Raw genomic sequence first — 15,095 nt, forward strand, 5'->3', positions numbered from 1 at the left:
GAGCCCGGCCAGCACCGCCTCGGCCTGGGTCAGCCGGGCCACCGCGGCGTCGGACAGCTGGTTGAAGCTGTCGGCGGCGGCGGTGATGCTGGTCAGCGTCGGCTCGGCGCTGGCGAAGGCGGTTTCCACCGCGTCGAGCGCGCCTTCGGCCTGAACCAGCCGCGCCTCGGCGGCGTCGCCGACCGCGATCAGCCGGTCGGCGGCCTTGCCGGCGCGCGCGCCCACGTCGTTGACGGCGGTCTCGATGGCGCCGGCGGTGGCGTCCACCTGGTCGATCAGCCCCGGCAGCTTGCCGGCCATAAGCGCGTTGGCGGACTGGAAGGCGGTCTCGGCCTCGGTCAGGGCGCCGGTGGCCGCGTCGATGGCCGCGCCCGACCGCTCGATCGCCTGCCTGGCCGCCAGCAGCGTGTCATCGGCGTTGCCAAGCGTCGCCGCGGCGCTGCCCGCCAGCCCGTCGAGCTGATCGGTGAAGCCGGAGATGGATTTCGCCGCCCCGGAAATGTCGCCCGACACGCCGGAGAAATCGGCCAGCGTCTTGTCCAGCGTCGCCGAGGCGCTTTCGAGATTGGCCATGATGACGTTGAAGGATTGCCGGTTTTCGGGGGACACCAGACCGCGCACCTCCCGCAGCAGCGCCGTGGCCTCGCTCAGCAGCTTGGGCGTGTTGTCGACGATGGATTGGATGGCGGATTTTTCGGACTTGATCACCGGCACGCCCGGAACCTGGTCGCGCAGCAGCGGCGCGTCGGCGCCGCCCCCCGACAGCGACACGTAGGACACCCCGGTGACGCCCCGGGATTCCAGCTTGGCCACGGTGTCGGTCTTGACCGGGGTCTTGGCGTCGACCTGGATGCGCACCCGCACCAGCGAGGGATCGCCCTCGTCCAGCGCCATGCGCATCACCTGCCCCACGGGCAGCCCGTTATAGCGCACCTCGCCCGCGTCGCCGAGCCCCGAGACGCTTTCGAACAGCACGTCGTAATAGGCGTATTGGCGGTCCACCTCGACCTTGCCCAGCCACAGGAAGAACCCCAGCGCCCCGAGAAACCCCGCCAGCGCGAAGACGCCGATCAAGACGTAGTTGGCTCTCGTCTCCATGCTCTCGCGTTCCTTTTTCTCGTCCCGCCGGCATCGCCCGATCCGGGCGCCTGCATTTCCTTCGCCCGGACCATGCGCCGGATGTCGTCGCCCGAACCTGACGCCCGGATCAGGCGGCGCCCGTCGCCGCCCGCGCGCGCGGGCCATGAAAATATTCATGCACCCAGGGGTGGTCGACTTTCAGCATGTCCCGCATCGTGCCGGTGACCAGCACCTTCTTTTCCGCAAGCACCGCGATGCGGTCGCAGATCGCGTGCAGGCTGTCCAGATCATGGGTGACCATGAACACCGTCAGCCCCAGCGCCTGCTGCAATTGCCCGATCAGTTCGTCAAAGGCCGAGGCCCCGATGGGGTCGAGCCCGGCCGTCGGTTCGTCCAGAAACACGATTTCCGGATCCATGGCCAGCGCCCGCGCCAGCCCGGCGCGCTTGCGCATGCCCCCCGACAGTTCCGAAGGCAGCTTGCCGCCGGCCAGCGCCGGCAGCCCGACCATGGAGATCTTCAGCGCCCCGAGCGCGTCCATGGTCGCCTGGCTGAGCTTCAGGTGTTCGCGCATGGGCGCCTGCACGTTCTGCAGCACGGTCAGCGAGGAAAACAGCGCCCCGTCCTGAAACAGCACGCCCCAGCGCTTTTCGACCTTCGAACGCTCGGATTCCGGGGCCGACAGCACATCGGTGCCGAACACGCTGATCTCGCCTTTCTGCGGGCGGATCAGCCCGATGATGGCGCGCAGCAGCACGGTCTTGCCGGTGCCCGATCCGCCGACGATGCCCAGCACCTCGCCGCGATAGACATCGAGATCCAGATCGTCATGCACCACCTGGGCGCCGAACTGGTTATGCAGGCCGCGCACGCGGATCACCACCTCGCGATCCCGCGGGGCTTTGCCGCTCATACCCCCAGCTCCGCGAAGAAGATCGAAAAGATCGCGTCGGCGACGATCACCATGAAGATGGCCATCACCACCGAACTGGTGGTCCGGCGCCCGACGCTTTCGGCGCTGCCGCCGACCATGAAGCCCTGCTGGCAGCCGATCACGCCGATGATCAGCGCGAACGCCGGCGCCTTGATCAGCCCGATCAGGTAATGCCAGATGTCGGTGTTCTCCAGCAGCCTGGTCATGAACATGCCCGGCGATACGCCAAGCTCCGCCCAGGACATCAGCGCGCCGCCGAACAGCCCCACCATGTCGGCGAGAAAACCCAGCACCGGCAGCATCAGCACCAGCGCGATGACCCGGGGCAGCACCAGCACCTCGATGGGGTCGAGGCTGAGCGCGCGCATCGCGTCGATCTCCTCGTTCACCTTCATCGAGCCGATCGAGGCGGTGAAGGCCGAGCCCGAACGCCCGGCGACGATGATCGCGGTCAGCAGGATGCCCAGTTCGCGCAGCACCGAAATGGCGATCAGGTCGACCACGAACACCTCGGCGCCGAACTGGCGCAGCTGCGTCGCGCCCTGGAACGCCAGCACCACGCCGATCAGGAAGGCCATCAGCGCCACGATGGGCGCGGCGTTCAGCCCCGCCTCCTGCATGTGATGCACCAGCGCGATGCCGCGCAGCCGCCACGGGCGCAGCGCGACCCCCGCCAGCCGCGACATCACCAGCCCCAGAAACCCGAGCATGGCGAGCACGTCGCGCGCCACGCCGGCGACGCCGCGCCCGATGCCGTCGAGCCAATGGACGAGCCCCCCGGGCGCGGGCGTCGGGGGAGCTTCCTTGGGGCGGTTTTCGGCCACCACGTCGATGAGGGTCTGCTGCGCGGGATCGGCGCCGCGCACGGACACCGCGACGCCCTGCGCCTGCAGACGCTCGGCGAGATCGAGCAGCAGCCAGGCCCCGGCGGTGTCCAGCGCCTCGACCTCGCTGAGATCCAGCGTCACCGGGTTTTGCGCGGTCAGGTCCGCGAGCGCCTTTTGCGCGGCGCCGAGCCCGGCGACCACCAGGCGACCGGCGAAGCGCACGAGCGTGATCCCGTCGCCTGCCGAGATCGTCACCGCCGGCCTGACCGTGGACGCTGCCGGGTTGCTCATGCGATTTCGATATCCCCTGCCTGCGCATTCTGCGCCCCTTCGCCTAGCATGCAAAGACGCGCATCGACAAACAGTGCGCCGGTTTCCGGCGCGACGCGCCGGCGACAGTCAGTTTCCGGCAACACCTTCAAGGCGATCCCGGCGTCGGAGGCGCGATCCCGGCGTCGGGGGCGCGGCGACCGCGTCGGGGGCGCGGTTTTGCGCCGCACGCGGCCAGATGCGGAACATCCCGCGAACACGCTCTTTACCACGCCCCCCTGCGCGGGTTAGATTGCCGCCCCATGAGCACCAGCGATTTCGATGATTTCGAGGCCTTCGACGCCTATGAACGCCAATCCCTGTCCCAGCAGGCCATGGCGGCGCGCGGCGGCGCGGCCTCGGCGGCCTATCTCGACGGGCTGAACCCCGACCAGCGCGCGGCGGTGGAAACGCTGGACGGCCCGGTGCTGGTGCTGGCGGGGGCCGGCACCGGCAAGACGCGGGCGCTGACCTGCCGGGTCGCGCATCTGCTCAACACCGGGCGCGCGCAGCCCAACGAAATCCTCGCCGTCACCTTCACCAACAAGGCGGCGCGCGAAATGAAAACCCGCGTCGGCGATCTGGTGGGCGGCGCGGTGGAGGGGATGCCCTGGCTCGGCACCTTCCATGCGCTCTGCAACAAGTTGCTGCGCCGCCACGCCGAACTGGTCAATCTGAAGCCGAATTTCACCATTCTGGACACCGACGACCAGATCCGGCTGATCAAGCAGATCCTGCGCGCCGAGAACATCGACGACAAGCGCTGGCCGGCGCGGATGCTGGCCGGGCTGATCGACCGCTGGAAAAACCGCGGCTGGACGCCCGGAAAGCTGCCCGCCGCCGAGGCCGGCGCCTTCAACGGCCTCGGCGGCAAGCTCTACGCCGACTACCAGGCCCGGCTGCGCATTCTCAACGCCGTGGATTTCGGCGACCTGCTGCTGCATGTGGTGAGCATCTTTCAGGCCCACCCGGACGTGCTGAAGAAATACCAGCGCTGGTTCCGCTACATCCTGGTCGACGAATACCAGGACACCAACACCGCGCAGTATCTTTGGCTGCGGCTGCTGGCGGCGGACCGCAAGAACATCTGCTGCGTCGGCGACGACGACCAGTCGATCTATGGCTGGCGCGGGGCGGAAGTGGGCAACATCCTGCGGTTCGAAAAGGATTTTCCCGGTGCGGCGGTGGTGCGGCTGGAACAGAATTACCGCTCGACGCCGCATATCCTCGCCGCCGCGTCGGGCGTGATCCGCGCCAATGAGGGGCGATTGGGCAAGACCCTGTGGACCGAGGTCGCCGAGGGCGAGAAGGTCCGCCTCATCGGCCATTGGGACGGCGAAGAGGAAGCCCGCTGGATCGGCGAGGAGATCGAGGCCTATCAGCGCGGAACCCGCGGACTCGACCCGGTGTCGCCGGATGACATGGCGATCCTGGTGCGCGCCTCGTTCCAGATGCGCGCCTTCGAGGACCGCTTCCTGACCATCGGCCTGCCCTATCGGGTGATCGGCGGGCCGCGCTTTTACGAACGGCTCGAAATCCGCGACGCCATGGCCTATTTCCGCGTCGCCGTGTCCCCCGATGACGGGCTGGCCTTCGAGCGCATCGTCAACACCCCCAAGCGCGGGCTCGGGGACAAGGCCATTCAGGCGGTGAACCAGAGCGCGCGCGACAACGGGCTGAGCCTGCTGGAAGGCGCCCGCCTGCTGGTCGACAATGGCGGGCTGACCCCGCGGGCGCGCAATTCGCTGGCGCTGGCGGTGGCCAATTTCGACCGCTGGCACGCCGAGGTCGCCGCAGGCGCCGACCATGTGCGGCTGGCCGAAAAGATCCTCGACGAAAGCGGCTACACCGACATGTGGCGCGCCGACAAATCCCCCGACGCGCCGGGACGGCTGGAAAACCTCAAGGAACTGGTCAAGGCGCTGGAGGATTTCGAGAACCTGCAAGGCTTCCTCGAACACGTCGCGCTGATCATGGACAACGAACAGCAGGGCGAGGTGGAAAAGGTCTCGATCATGACGCTGCACGGCGCCAAGGGGCTGGAATTTCCCTGCGTGTTCCTGCCGGGATGGGAGGACGGGCTGTTCCCCTCGCAGCGCTCCATGGATGAAAGCGGGCTGAAGGGGCTGGAGGAGGAACGCCGTCTCGCCTATGTGGGCCTGACCCGGGCGGAACGGCATCTCACCATCAGCTTCGCCGCCAACCGCGCGATCTTCGGGCGCTGGCAGAACGCCCTGCCCTCGCGTTTCATCGACGAATTGCCGCAAGCGCATGTGGAGGTGCTGACCCCGCCGGGATTGCATGGCGGCAATCACGGCGCCGCCGCCTCGACCGGCGCGCCGGGCTTCGCCGGGGCCATGGACGGCTCGGAACTGGAAAGCCGCGCCGCGCGCGCCTCGGCCTACAATTCCCCGGGCTGGCGGCGGCTGCAGGCGCGTAAAAGCGAACGGACGGTCACGGCCGCGCCACGCAAGGCGCGCGGCGCAGTGATCGACGCGGAGACCGCCCCGGCCTTCGAGATCGGCGTGCGGGTGTTCCACCAGAAATTCGGCTACGGCGCGGTCGAGGCGGTGGAGGGCGACAAGCTGACCATCGCCTTCGAAAAGGCCGGAACCAAGAAGGTCATCGCCGCCTATGTCACCGCCGCCGCGGCCAGCGACGCCGCCGCCGACGACGTGCCGTTCTGAGCGCCGAACCGGGCGCCTGACGGGCGCGAACCCGAAAACCGGGCGCATCGCCGCCCCCGTGCGCTGCTTCCCGCGCGCAGCGCGGGCCCGGCCAAACGGGCGCCGCCCCCGCGAGGGGGCGCGCGACGGGCGGGAGAAGTTCGCCGAAAATTCCCCGATCATGGCCGCATCACCGCCCCGCCGCGCGTTGCAAAATCCGGGGGATGGGACTCCAGCGTTGAAAATTTCGGCGGAAAACGCATGATAACGCGCAACAACGCGCCCAAAGGATCGCCCCATGCAGGATTTCGCCGCTGCTTTCCGGGAATCCCTCGCGATGATCGCGGGGATGGACGCGGCGCTGGTCGAGATCATCGCCCTGTCGCTGCGGGTGTCGCTGTCGGCGGTCGCCGTCGCCTGCCTGCTGGGGCTGCCGCTGGGCGCGGCGCTGGCGGTGGCGCGGTTTCCCGGGCGCGGGGCGCTGATCGTGCTGGTCAATGCGCTGATGGGGCTGCCGCCGGTGGTGGTGGGGCTGACGGTTTATCTGCTGCTGTCGGGGGCCGGGCCGCTGGGCGCGCTGGGGCTGCTGTATACGCCCACGGCGATGATCGTGGCGCAGGCGGTGCTGGTGACGCCGATCGTCGCGGCGCTGTCGCGTCAGGCGCTGGCCGATCTCAACGACGAATACGACGAGACCCTGCGCGCGCTTGGCGCCGGGCGCATCGCGCGCATGGCCACCCTGATCCGCGACGCCCGCCCGGCGCTGCTGACCGCGGCGCTGGCCGGGCTGGGGCGCGCGCTGGCCGAGGTCGGCGCGGTGATGATCGTCGGCGGCAACATCAACCACGTGACGCGGGTGATGACCACGGCGATCGCGCTGGAAACCTCGCGCGGGGAACTGGCGCTGGCGCTGGGGCTGGGTTTCGTGCTGATCGCCCTGTCGCTGCTGATCACCGGCGCGCTCACTGCGCTGAGCCTGGGCGGGCGGCGCATGGCCCATGGCTGAGCGTCCCGCCGGCATGCCCGCAGCCGCGGATCCCGGCCCGGCGAAAGATCCTGCGCCTTCGGTGACGCTGGAAAAAATCCGCTACGCGCGCGGCGGCAAACCGCTGATCGACGGGCTGAGCGCAGATTTCGCGCCCCGTGGCGTCACTGCGATCATGGGGCCGAACGGGGCCGGCAAAAGCCTGACCCTGCGCCTGATCGCCGGGCTGATCGCGCCCGATTCCGGGCGCCTCGCCCGGGTGGCGGGTCCGCCGCCGCTCACCGCGCTGGTGTCCCAAACCCCGGTGCTGCTGCGCCGCTCGGTCGCGGCCAATCTCGATCACGCGCTGCGTTTGTGCGGCGCGCCGCGCGCCGGGCGCCGGGCGCGGGCGGCGGAATTGCTGGCGCGGGGCAAGCTTTCGGATCTGGCAGGCCGCCCGGCGCGGATGCTGTCGGGGGGCGAAAAGCAACGGCTGTCGCTTTTGCGCGCGCTCGCCGCCGCGCCGCGCCTGCTGCTGCTCGACGAGGTCACCGCCAGCCTCGATCCCCATTCCACCGCCGCCATGGAAACGCTGATCAAGAACGCCGTCGCCGGCGGCGCCAAGGCGGTTCTGGTCACCCATGACGCGGGGCAGGCCCGCCGTCTCGCCGATGAAATCCTGTTCCTGCATCACGGACGAGCCGCCGAACTGACCCCTGCCGTCCGGTTCTTCGCGCCCTCCGCCGGCCCGGCCTCGCCCGAGGCCCGCGCCTATCTGGCCGGGCGCCTGCTGCTGTGACGACCCCTGCGCCCCGAGGAAACCCCATGCTCAAACGCCTCGCCCTCGCCTCGCTTGCGATCCTCGCCGCCACTGACGCGAGCCCTCAATCCCCGAAACACATCATCGTGCAATCCACCACATCGACCCGAAATTCGGGCCTCTACGACGCCATCCTGCCGATCTTCACCAAGAAAACCGGGATCGAGGCGCGGGTGGTCGCCGTGGGCACCGGGCAGGCGATCCGCAACGCGCGCAACTGCGACGGCGACGTGCTGCTGGTCCACGCAAGGCCCGCCGAGGAGACATTCGTCGCCGAGGGCTACGGGCTGCGGCGCTCCGACCTGATGTATAATGATTTCGTCATTGTCGGCCCGCGATCGGACCCGGCGGGGATCGCGGGCAGCAGCACCGCGACCGCCGCCCTGACCCGCATCGCCGGCGCCAAAACCCCGTTCGCCTCGCGCGGCGACGACAGCGGCACCCACAAGAAGGAACTGGCCCTCTGGCGCGCCGCCGGCCTGGCGCCCGACGCGGCGGGAAGCTGGTATCGCGAGACCGGCTCGGGCATGGGCGCGACGCTCAATCTGGCCGCCGGCATGGGCGCCTACGCGATGACCGACCGCGCCACATGGATCGCCTTTGGCAACAAGGGCGATCTGACAATCCTGTTCGAGGGCGACACGGCGCTGTTCAACCAGTATGGCGTGATCCCGGTGAACCCGGCGAAATGCCCGCGCGTGAAGGCCGATCTGGCCGCGGCTTTCGAAAGCTGGCTGCTGTCGTCCGAAGGCCAGGCCGCCATCGCCGCCTATCGCCGCGACGGCCGGCAGCTGTTCTTTCCCAACGCCCGCCAGACGCCGTGACCGTCAGCCCGCCCGCGCGGGAAGCTCCGACACCCCGCCATGCAGGCTCGACCACTCCAGCGGCGCGTGCAGGAACGCCTCGACCTGCGCGAGCGTTTCCGCGTCGAACCGCCCGCCCTCGCGCGCCGCGTCGAGCACGTCCCACCAGGTGGCGAGATGGTGCAGGGTCAGCCCGTGGGCGCCCAGCACCGCAGGCGTATCCTTGAAGATGTCGTAATAGAACACCACCAGCGTATGGGCGCATTCGGCCCCGGCGCGGCGGATCGCCTCGGCGAAATTCAGCTTCGAGCCGCCGTCGGTGGTCAGGTCCTCGACCAGCAGCACGCGCTGGCCTTCGCGGATGTCGCCCTCGATCTGCGCGTCGCGCCCGAAACCCTTGGGTTTCTTGCGCACGTATTGCATGGGCAGGCCCATGCGCTCGGCGATCCAGGCGGCGAAGGGGATGCCCGCGGTCTCGCCGCCCGCCACCGCGTCGAAACGTTCGAAACCCGCGTCGCGCATCAGCGTCGAGACCGCGAAATCCATCAGCGCGGCGCGGATGCGCGGGTAGGAGATCAGCTTGCGGCAATCGATATAGACCGGGCTGGCCAGCCCCGAAGTGAAGATATAGGGCTTTTCGGCGCGAAAATGCACCGCCTCGATTTCAAGCAGCATCCTTGCCGTCAGTTCGGCCATAAGCGGTTTGTCGGGGAAGGTGATGGTGGTCATGAGGGGATCTCCCGCAGGGGTTCAGGCCACGCGCCAGTGGATCGGGATTCCGGGGTCGAACACGGTGACCGGCCCGGCGCCGGTGTCGATCTTGTCCGGGAAAGCGACCGGCGCCGCCTGGCGGCGCAGCGTCAGCCGCGACTCATTCGCCGGCAGCCGGTAGAAACGCGGGCCGTTCAGCGAAACGAAAGCCTCCAGCCGGTCCAGCGCGCCGTCCTGTTCGAACGCCTGCGCCAGGATCGGCAGGGTGTTGAGCGCGGTGAAGCACCCCGCGCAGCCGCAGCCGCTTTGCTTGGCCGCGTCCACATGCGGCGCGCTGTCGGTGCCAAGGAAAAACCGCGCGTCGCCCGAGGTCGCGGCCTCGCGCAGCGCCAGCCGGTGGCTCTCGCGCTTGGCCACCGGCAGGCAGTAGTAATGCGGGCGGATGCCGCCGACGAGGATGTGATTGCGGTTGATCACAAGATGATGGGTTGTGATGGTCGCCGCGAAGCCTGCCCCGGCCGCCCGGGCATAGGCCACGCCCTCGCTGGTGGTGACGTGTTCCAGCACCACCCGCAGGCCGGGCGCGGCGCGGCGCAGCGGGTCGAGCACGCGATCGAGAAACACCGCCTCGCGGTCGAAGATGTCCACCTCCGGGTCGGTGACCTCGCCATGGACGCAGAGCGGCAGGCCGATTTCGGCCATGCGGTCGAGCACCCCGCGCACCTTGTCGAAATCCCTGACGCCGCTGTCCGAATTGGTGGTCGCCCCCGCCGGATACAGTTTCACCGCCTTGACCAGTCCGCTTGCGGCGGCGCGGGCCACGTCCTCGGGATCGGTGGTCTCGGTCAGATAGAGCGTCATCAACGGTTCGAAATCGGCGCCCTCGGGCAGGGCGCGAACAATGCGGTCGCGATAGGCGGCGGCGTCGGCTGCGGTGACCACCGGGGGGACGAGATTGGGCATGACGACGGCGCGGGCGAAATCGGCGGCGGAGTGGCGCGCCACGCCTTCAAGCATGACCCCGTCGCGCAGATGCAGGTGCCAGTCGTCGGGGCGGCGGATTTCCACGGTTTCGGGCCGGGCTCGGTCTTGTGGGGCGCGGTCGGGCATGGCGGCGATTCCAGCGGTTGCGGCGGATCGCGCCCTGACTACAAGCTCGCCCCGGCAAGCGATAGCCCGCAATGCGCCGCGCGCCGGGCCTGGCCCGACCGGCTGACGGGGAAAGAACGCGGAAACCGCAAGGACCGGCGCGGCTATTCCTCGGGCGCGCCGTCGCGCTCGGCCCTGCGGCGGGATTCGCGGCGCGCCTCCAGCCGGGCGCGGTCGGTCATGATGTCGATGGCGCGGGTGCGCGCGAAGGCCTCGGCCGTGCGCCCGTGCCTGTCCGAGGCCGCGGCGTCGAGCCCCCGCGCCCTTTCGGTCAGTTGCGCCTCGTTGCGATCCGCCCAGTCCCGCCAGCGCGAGGCCGCGGCCAGCGTTTTCGCGTCCGCCGGCGCGGCGGGTCCGGCGCCCGCGCCGTCATCCGCCGATGCGTCATCGCCGCCCAGCGCGGCTTCCTCGCTGGCGCGCGTCCGGGCGAATGCGCGGGCCTCGGCGGCGGCGATGTCGGCGGCGCGGCGCGCCTCGGCAAGATCGGCCTTTTCGCGCTCATAGACCCGTTCGGCGAGATCGGCGAGGATGCGCAGGGCGTTGATGTCTTGGGTCATGGCGGGCCGGATTCAGGTTGCGGGGGCGGGGCTGGGGATCAGGGACAGGGTCTGGGGTCAGGGCTTGGGGCGCGGTCGCCAGCCGCGTTCGCGCGCCGCGGCGCGCATGGATTCTGCGAATCGGATCGCCGCGGCGACCGGGGCGTAATGTTCGGGCGCGATCTCGTCGCCGATCTCGGTGGTGGCGTGCAGGGCCCGCGCGGTCGGCGGATCGGCATGGATCGGCACCCCGGCCTCCATGGCCTTCTCGCGGATCATCAGCGCCACCTCGTCCACGCCCTTGGCGACGCAGGCGGGCGCCGTGCCGGGCTTGCGCGACCATTTCAGCGCCACCGCGTAATGGGTCGGGTTGACCACCACGACATCGGCCTCGGGCACCGCGGCGATCATCTGGTTCTGCGCGATCTCCTGCCCGCGCCGGCGGCGTTCGTTCTTCATGTGCGGGTCGCCTTCGGCTTCCTTGCTCTCGTCCTTCATCTCCTGAAACGACATGCGCAGCTTGCGCGCGTGATTGAATCGCTGCCAGAGCAGATCGACGACGGCGATGGTCACGGCGATGGCGCTGATCACCGTCAGCAGCCCGATGCCGATGCGCATCATTTCGGCGGGCACCGCCTCGGGCGCGGCCCGGGTGAGGCCGATGATGTCGTCGAATCGCGCCGCCATGTAGAGGTAGAGCGCCACCGAGATCGTGCCGAGCTTGACCAGCGACTTGGCGAATTCCGCCAGCCCCGTGGGCCCGAACTTGTTCTTGATATTGGACAGGATCGACAGCCGCGAGGCCTTGGGCAGCAGCTTGTCAGGCGCGATGACGAAGGCCTGCTGCGCCACGTAGGCGGCGATCACCGCCAGCAGCGGCAGCAGGAACAGCGGGGCCAGACCGGCCAGCGCCTCGCCGATGATCGCCAGCGCCAGCGCGCCGCCGCCGGGGCCGAGTATCCGCCCCTCCAGCCCGTCGACGCGCCCGAAAAACGCCGACAGATAGCCCACCATGCGCTGCGTCGCCAACGCGCCCGACACCGAAAGCGCCGCCAGAAGGGCCAGATAGGCGGCGGCCGCGCCGATGTCGGTGGACTTGGCCACGTCGCCCTTGCGGCGCGCGTCCTGCAGTTTCTTGGGCGTCGGTTCGTGGCCTTTTTCCGCCTCGTCCTCCTGCCCGCCGCTCATGGCGCCACCCCGAGCGGCGCCGCCAGAACCTCGTCAAGCCGCCCGGACCAGTATTGCAGGGCCAACGGCGCGGCGATCGCCATCATCAGCAGCGACCCGGCGGTGATCGCCGGGGCGCCGATGAAGGCCACCATGAGCTGGGGCATCGCCCGGTTGATCGCCCCGAGCGCCACATTGTAGGCGAAGGAGGCGACCACATAGGGCGCGGACAGCGAAAACGCCAGCGCGAAGGCGGCGGCGGCGCGGCTCACGCCCCAGGCGATCACGTCCTCGCCCGTGGGAAACACGCCGTAGGGAACGATGGAATAGCTGTCCACCAGCGCCGCCGCCGCCTTCACGTGCAGCCCCAGCGACAGCGCCAGCGCGATGCCGGCGACGAACAGGATGTTGCCGATCGCGGGCATGGGGTCCGGCGCAGCGCCGGCGCCGAAGATCTGGGACACCGAGGTCGCCTGCGCGGCGATCGACCCGGCCAGCTGCAGCGCCATCACCATCAGCCGGATCGACAGCCCCATGAGCAGCCCGACCGCGGTCTCGGCCAGCGCCACCGGCACGAAGCTGATGGGATCGCCCGGCTGCGCCGGAATCGCGCTCGGCAGGATCGCCGGCCAGACGATCAGGGTCATGGCGATGGCGGCGCCGAGCCGCACCCGCGCGGGCACGGTGGTTTCGCCGAATCCGGGCAGCAGCAGCATCACAGCGCCGACCCGCACGAACACCGCCACCAGCGCGTAGATCGACGCCTCGGAGAAATCCAGCAACTCCGCCGCCGCCGCGAAGAAGTCCGGCCCCTCCATGTTCAGGCGGCGCCGAGCAGCGCGGGCTTGGCGGCGGGGCCGATTTCCTCGAAGGACAGCACCGGATTTCGCACGCCCTTGGAACTGAGCACGGTGCGCAGGAATCGCCGCCGCCTGGTGGAGGTGACGATCGCCGGGTAGCGCCCCTCGGCGCCGGCCTTGGCGATGCGATCCGCCACCGACGTGGCCAGCCGGTTGAATTCGGAGGGCGGCAGCGCCACGTCCGCGACCCCGTCCTCGCCCTCGCTCTGGTATTCCTGAAACAGCTTTTCCCATTCCGGGGCCAGCTGGATCAACGGCAGCGCGCCGTCCTTTTCGGTCAGCTCCGCCACAAGCTGGAAGCCAAGGCGGCGGCGCACATGCTCGACGATGGTCTCGGGCGCGGTGGTGGCGGGGCGCGCCTCGGAGATCGCCTCGAGGATCAGCGGCAGGTTGCGGATCGACACCCGTTCCTCGAGCAGCAGCCGCAGCACGGTCTGCAGCAGTTCGATCGGCACCTTGTCGGGAATGAACTCGTCGAGGATGCGCCGATTCGCCTGCGCCCGATCCGGGTCGGACACGGCGGCAAACTCCTCCAGCAGCCGGCGCAGGGTGCGGCGCGAGAACAGCCGGCTGAAATTCTCCTTCACCACCTCCAGCAGATGCGTCGCCACGACTTCGGTCGGGGTGACCACCGGCAGGCCCAGCAGCGCCGCGTCCTCGTGGCGCGATTCGGCGATCCAGCGCGCCGGGGCGCCGTAGACCGGCTCCTTGGCGTCGCGCCCGTCCGGCGCCTGCACCGAATCGTCGTTGAGCAGCACCAGCACGTTGCCGACCTCAAGCTCGGCGCGCGCCATTTCCACGCCCTGAATGCGAATCACATAGACCCCGCGCGCCAGCGCCGTGTTGTCGGTGAGCCGTATTTCCGGGATCACCACGCCGTAGGTGGAGGCGATGTGATTGCGCATGTTCTGGATGCGCGCGCCCAGCCCCGTCGCCTCGTCCATCACCGCGGGCACCAGGTCGGCGGCGAATTCCAGGTGGATCTCGTCGAGGTCGAGCATGTCGCCCACGGTTTTCTTTTCCGCCGCGTGCTCGATGGTCTCGGGCCCGGCGGCGGCGGCCTCGCGGGTCTGCACCGCCTTTTGCGAAAACCACGCGGCGGCGCCAAGCAGCCCCGCGCCAAGCAGGAACGGCGCCAGCGGCAGGCCCGGCACCAGCGCGAACAGCGTCATCAGCGCCGCCACCGTGGCCAGCGCCGCGGGGTAGCCGCCAAGCTGATCCACCAGCGCCTTGTCGGCGGAGCCGGGCATGCCGCCCTTGGACAGCAGCAGCGCCGCGGCGATGGAGATGATCACCGAGGGGATCTGGCTCACCAGCCCGTCGCCGACGGTGAGGATGGCGTAGGTCTCGAACGCCTCGCCCACCGGCATGCCATGGGCCAGCACGCCCATGGCCAACCCGACAAGCAGGTTCATCAGGGTGATCATCAGCCCGGCGATGGCGTCGCCCTTGACGAATTTCGAAGCGCCGTCGAGGGAGCCGAAGAACGTGGTCTCCTCCTGCTCGATGCGCCGGCGCTCGCGGGCCTCGGCATGGGATATGGCCCCCGCCGCCATGTCGCTGTCGATGGCCAGCTGCTTGCCCGGCATGCCGTCGAGCGCGAACCGCGCGCCGACCTCGGCCATGCGCCCGGCGCCCTTGGTGATGACGATGAAATTGACGATCAGCAGCACGCTGAACACCACCAGCCCCAGATAGACCGAGCCGCTCATGATGAACATGGCGAAGCCCTCGATCACCTCGCCCGCGGCGCCGGGGCCGTTCTGCCCCTGGCCGATGATCAGCTTGGTGGAGCTGACATTCAGCGACAGGCGCAGCATCAGCGAGGCCAGCAGGATCATGGGAAAGGCCGAGAAATCCAGCGGCCGGCTGATGAACAGCGTGGTGGTGAAGATCAGGATGGCGATGCCGAAGCTCGCCGCGAGCCCCAGATCCAGCACCCAGGTCGGGATCGGCAGGATCATCATCACGATCACCGCCATCAGCGCGATCGCCAGCAACACCGTCGGCTGGTAGATCTGGGCGATGATCGCCCCAAGACTGGGGCTGGATTTCAGATTGGCGTTGAGAGGGGCGGTCATGGGCTCACTGGCTCCCGCGCAGGATCAATTGAACAGCGGGCGGGCGGAGGCGAGCAGTCCGCCGCCCCGCGCCATGGCCAGCCCGGCGAGCGAGCCGCGGCCCGCCGGCCGCGCCGCGGGCGGGGGGCGCACGGCCCCCGGCCCCGCGCCCCCGGGCGGCGAGATCAGCGCGATCAGCGGCCCGCCCG

13 protein-coding genes are annotated in these 15,095 nt (G+C 69.5%); 4 read left to right on the top strand and 9 right to left on the bottom strand.

Going from position 1 to position 15,095, the window contains the following annotated elements; translation table 11 throughout:
* The 3 genes from AC1HC7_RS00170 to AC1HC7_RS00180 all read right to left on the bottom strand — a co-directional run.
* Positions 1-1,098 (bottom strand): MlaD family protein (locus tag AC1HC7_RS00170; RefSeq protein ID WP_479498524.1); only part of this gene is annotated, 1,098 nt, incomplete at its 3' end.
* 109 nt (positions 1,099-1,207) lie between these two features.
* Positions 1,208-1,993, bottom strand: coding sequence for an ABC transporter ATP-binding protein (locus AC1HC7_RS00175; RefSeq protein WP_479496879.1), 786 nt, complete (start codon positions 1,991-1,993; stop codon positions 1,208-1,210).
* Complete coding sequence (locus AC1HC7_RS00180) at positions 1,990-3,132, bottom strand: MlaE family lipid ABC transporter permease subunit (RefSeq protein WP_479496878.1); 1,143 nt, start codon at positions 3,130-3,132, stop codon at positions 1,990-1,992. The genes AC1HC7_RS00175 and AC1HC7_RS00180 overlap by 4 nt, the downstream gene beginning before the upstream one ends.
* 281 nt (positions 3,133-3,413) lie before the next feature.
* Here AC1HC7_RS00180 and AC1HC7_RS00185 point away from each other — a divergent pair, with 281 nt between their 5' ends.
* The 4 genes from AC1HC7_RS00185 (at position 3,414) to AC1HC7_RS00200 (ending at position 8,424) form a co-directional block, all read left to right on the top strand.
* Entirely contained in the window at positions 3,414-5,837 is a 2,424-nt protein-coding gene (locus AC1HC7_RS00185) for an ATP-dependent helicase (RefSeq protein WP_479496877.1), read from the top strand.
* A 277-nt stretch (positions 5,838-6,114) separates the two neighbouring features.
* Complete coding sequence (locus tag AC1HC7_RS00190; RefSeq protein ID WP_479497503.1) at positions 6,115-6,822, top strand: ABC transporter permease; 708 nt, start codon at positions 6,115-6,117, stop codon at positions 6,820-6,822.
* A complete protein-coding gene (locus AC1HC7_RS00195) occupies positions 6,815-7,579 on the top strand; it encodes an ATP-binding cassette domain-containing protein (RefSeq protein ID WP_479497504.1) in 765 nt (254 codons plus the stop codon). The genes AC1HC7_RS00190 and AC1HC7_RS00195 overlap by 8 nt, the downstream gene beginning before the upstream one ends.
* 26 nt (positions 7,580-7,605) lie before the next feature.
* Positions 7,606-8,424, top strand: a complete 819-nt coding sequence (locus AC1HC7_RS00200) for an ABC transporter substrate-binding protein (RefSeq protein ID WP_479497505.1) — start codon at positions 7,606-7,608, stop codon at positions 8,422-8,424.
* A 3-nt stretch (positions 8,425-8,427) separates the two neighbouring features.
* On the opposite strand, the gene AC1HC7_RS00205 is transcribed toward AC1HC7_RS00200, so the two are convergent.
* The 6 genes from AC1HC7_RS00205 to flhA all read right to left on the bottom strand — a co-directional run bounded on the left by AC1HC7_RS00205 (position 8,428) and on the right by flhA (position 14,907).
* Positions 8,428-9,132, bottom strand: coding sequence for an orotate phosphoribosyltransferase (locus AC1HC7_RS00205; RefSeq protein ID WP_479497506.1), 705 nt, complete (start codon positions 9,130-9,132; stop codon positions 8,428-8,430).
* A gap of 21 nt (positions 9,133-9,153) precedes the next feature.
* Positions 9,154-10,224 carry a dihydroorotase gene (gene pyrC, locus AC1HC7_RS00210; RefSeq protein ID WP_479497507.1) on the bottom strand — a complete coding sequence of 357 codons (1,071 nt, stop codon included), beginning with the start codon at positions 10,222-10,224 and terminating at the stop codon, positions 9,154-9,156.
* Between the two features lie 143 nt (positions 10,225-10,367).
* Positions 10,368-10,820 carry a hypothetical protein gene (locus tag AC1HC7_RS00215; RefSeq protein ID WP_479497508.1) on the bottom strand — a complete coding sequence of 151 codons (453 nt, stop codon included), beginning with the start codon at positions 10,818-10,820 and terminating at the stop codon, positions 10,368-10,370.
* Between the two features lie 57 nt (positions 10,821-10,877).
* Complete coding sequence (gene flhB / locus AC1HC7_RS00220; RefSeq protein WP_479497509.1) at positions 10,878-11,987, bottom strand: flagellar type III secretion system protein FlhB; 1,110 nt, start codon at positions 11,985-11,987, stop codon at positions 10,878-10,880.
* On the bottom strand, positions 11,984-12,784 hold the full coding sequence (locus AC1HC7_RS00225; RefSeq protein WP_479497510.1) for a flagellar biosynthetic protein FliR: 801 nt from the start codon (positions 12,782-12,784) through the stop codon (positions 11,984-11,986). Before AC1HC7_RS00225 ends, flhB begins: the two co-directional genes overlap by 4 nt.
* Before the next feature lie 2 nt (positions 12,785-12,786).
* Entirely contained in the window at positions 12,787-14,907 is a 2,121-nt protein-coding gene (flhA, locus tag AC1HC7_RS00230; RefSeq protein WP_479497511.1) for a flagellar biosynthesis protein FlhA, read from the bottom strand.
* Positions 14,908-15,095: the final 188 nt, after the last annotated feature.

The organism is Oceanicella sp., from assembly GCF_056449545.1.